Annotated in this window: 2 protein-coding genes; both read right to left on the reverse strand. The window is 25.8% G+C overall.

Features of this window, described 5'->3' with window-relative positions; genetic code table 11:
- Positions 1-888: 888 nt before the first annotated feature.
- Positions 889-1,494 (reverse strand): hypothetical protein, encoded by a 606-nt coding sequence (locus P3X86_RS21200; protein WP_483294734.1) that lies wholly within the window; start codon positions 1,492-1,494, stop codon positions 889-891.
- A gap of 649 nt (positions 1,495-2,143) precedes the next feature.
- Positions 2,144-2,758 (reverse strand): hypothetical protein, encoded by a 615-nt coding sequence (locus P3X86_RS21205; RefSeq protein WP_483294735.1) that lies wholly within the window; start codon positions 2,756-2,758, stop codon positions 2,144-2,146.
- Positions 2,759-3,671: the final 913 nt, after the last annotated feature.

The following is a 3,671-nucleotide window of genomic DNA, read 5'->3' on the forward strand; positions in this document are numbered from 1 at the left end:
CAACGAATTGACTTCGTTTTGTTTCTGGCTTTGCACTGTTCAATTTTCAAGGTTCTTTGCTGTTTTTCGGCATCTTTCTTGTTCACTGCCGACTTTTATAAGTCTATCATATTTGAATCATTTTGTCAATACTTTTTATAAAAGTTTTTTTGATATTTCCTTGTCTCAAACTTGTTTTGTTTTTTGCGACAAGTGATAGTATACCAGCTATTTCTTAGTTCGTCAATAGTTTTTCATAAATTTTTTTTAATTTCTATTTCTATTCTTATTAATATTGTCATTTATATAAAAAAAAATTCATTAACTGTAAAAATGTCTTTAAAATAACTGCTTTAGGATATAAATTTGTAGGGGAATGCTGATTTTCATAATAACTTTATCATTTAATATTTTTAATTTTGCTAAGATTTTTTAGGATCTTAAGTAACTATATTTAGCTTAACGGATCTATTTTTTTATTTTTTAATTAAATTAAAAGCCTTTTAATTCTATTTTTTGTGTATATTTGTTTCGGATATCTATTATGTTGTGAACTCTTTAATCTTGCGCTTGTATTTTAAAGTATGCCACATGATGTAATTTTACCTCATGTTATGAATTTGATAGACAGAGATATAGTATTAAGAAAGATAAGCAGCACCTATAAGTAGTATCTACATACTATCTCTATAAAGCTTCAGTGTCCTCTTGGAAAGTATATTAAAGGAGATATCTAGAGATATGCGCTAAAACAAGTTGGAAATCACATATAAAGTTATATCTTTATTTTATACTTAATGATTAGTATCTACAAAATATCATGGCAATATATCTACAAATAAAAAACTATGGATATTTTATAATAGTTTTAACTTTTAATCCACAGTTTTATTTTTATTGTTATTATCACTATTCATCTGAACTTGCAAATGATAATGTTTTTATATATTCTACTGGTTTGTCATTGAAGTTTGTATAACGTAATTTCCTTGGTTTTTCTATGGAATAAGCGTCAATAGAATAATCTGATATCTTCCATCTGTCATCTTTTTTTAGAACAACATATTTTTTTGTTAATACTACTTCAGTTTCTTTACCATCAAAGTCCATTGTAATTTCATTTTTTGTAAAAACATTTTTTATATTCTCTTTTATATCATATGCTTTTGAAATCTTTATTTCAGCTTCATACTCACCAATACTCTTTTCATAGAATTCTTTTCTTTGGTTTTCGTAATAGCTTTTATAGTTAACTGGCTCTTCTTTAGATCCTACTAGTCCAATGCCTCCTAGAGAAATTTGATTAAATAATTCCTCCTCTGTATAGTTACTAGTATAAAGTTTTCTTATCTTCTCCATAAACTTATCGTAATCCATATTGTATGTACTTAATTTGAAATTTAAATCTTCGACCTTCTCAATCATTGCCACCATATCAGCTTCTTTGCTACTGCAACCACTAAATGTTAATAATACTAATATAACTCCTACTACAAATATGCATCTTTTTTTCATGCAATTCATCTCCTTAATCAATTGTTTATATTAGACTATATTTTACTCCATAAATTTAAATATGTAAAGCAAATTCTTGAAGACATTATATTTTATACATTTGCTTTCTATACTACAACTAAGGTTGTAAAATCAAACGAAAGAATGTATTTACTAATAGCAAGAGACTATACCCTTATATCCTTTTTTATTATTATAGATGTAAAAATTCAGTTCATTAACATAACACCAAGTATTTTAGGCTATATATTTATATTAATAGCTTGATATCTAACTTATATAATGATACTAACGATAACCCTTACTTAAAAGTAAAAACAATAGCATGTGTAACTATTTTGCTTTAAATAATTTTATTTTTTTATAATCTAAATGTTATATATTCATATTTTGAAAATTTACCATTTGGCATATTTATTATTGCTACTATATTGTATTTATTGAGGAACTATTGACTTAGTACTTTAAAGAGATGGCGGTGCCCTTTTTTACTAATGAACTGTCTAATCCTCACTTCACCCAGTACGCTTTCAAAATCGCTAAAATATTGTAATTTAGAAAACTACAGTATATTTAATAAAGTTCCATGAATAATTCAGGTAAATATTAAAAAACTGTAGATTAATGTTCTAAATCTACAGTTTTGTTATTATTTATTTATCTTTACTGGCTTCATTGTAACTGTTGTTATATAATCTACTGGCTCATTATTAAAGGTTGTATAATTTAACTTTTTAGGATTTTCTTTTTTGTGAAAATCTATATAGTCTCTTGATATTTTCCATTTGTCATTTTCTTTTACAATAACGTATTTTTTGGTTAATACTAAGTTAATACTATTTGTGTCATCTGTTCCCTCGAATGTTAATTCAGTTTTTACAAAAACATTTTTTATATCTTCTTCTAAATCATATGTTTTTGAAATCTTTGTCTTGATTTCATATTTTGCAAAATTATTTTTAAAAAATTGTTTTCTCTCGTTTTCATAATAACTCTTATAATCAAATTCTTCTTTAGATTCTGTTATTCCAATAGCACCTGGTATTATTCGATTAAATAACTTTTTCTCAGTATACTCACTGTTAAAATAATTTTTTATTTCTTTCATATATTCATCATAACTTATATTATAAATACTTAACTCATGGTTTAGATTTTCCACCCTCTCTACCATTGTCACTACATCATCCTTGTTGCTACAACCACTAAATGTTAATAATGTTAATACAACAACTACTAATACAACTAAACTTTTTCTTTTCATAAATACACTCCTCTTTTAAACAAACTAGTACTTGTTTACTTCATTGTTGATAGTATGTAAAGCTAATATCATGACATATTATATCTTTATCGTATTCTTATTATATTTTACTGGCTCGTTATCTATAAATATACATCTTCTTTTTATGCACTCCCCTTCTCTATAAGATTTGATTAGATATTCTATATCTTGTTCTAAAATTTGATATATGTAAAGTTTATTTATATATATTATATATTATAATTCACATAACTTACATAATTGCAAAAGATTTTAAAAAAATCACTAGACGTTTGATGGTGAGTAAAGTGCAAGGGATAAAAAAAATTTCAATTAGATACGTAATTGAATTAATCACCACCGAAGAGTCTCAAGGGTTAATAATATGAGTGAAGTACAAGGCATTTAAATAATTTAGTGAATTAGTGTACTTTGGTACGTGAACAAACTGAAATAAATCTCAAAAGATTTCAAAAACCCAACTAGACGCTTTAGAATGAGTAAAATATAAGGCATCAAAATGTTTTAGTGAAAGAACGTTACTTTTAGTACGTAAATAACTTTAATTTTGATTTACAAAAAATAAGTAAAAATTAGTAACCAAAAAACTAATAGGCGTTGTATGTCGAGTGAAGTGCAAGGAACATAAAAAATTCTAGTGAATGAGCGTACTAAGGTACGTGATTGAACTAATTACTACCGAAAAGTATCAAGGGTTTATAAAAGGAATGAGCATACTTAGGATGTATGGTTTAAAAATTTTGATTTACAAAAAATAAGAAACCAAAAATTATCTAGATGTTGGATGATGAGTAAAGTGCAAGGAACAGAATATTTTTGAAGAATGAGCGTACTAAGGTACGTGATTGAATCAAAAATATTCTGTGACGCGACAGTTTGCCATTTGCCAACA

The sequence above is a fragment of the Abyssisolibacter sp. ZYX002 genome (genome assembly GCF_056892235.1).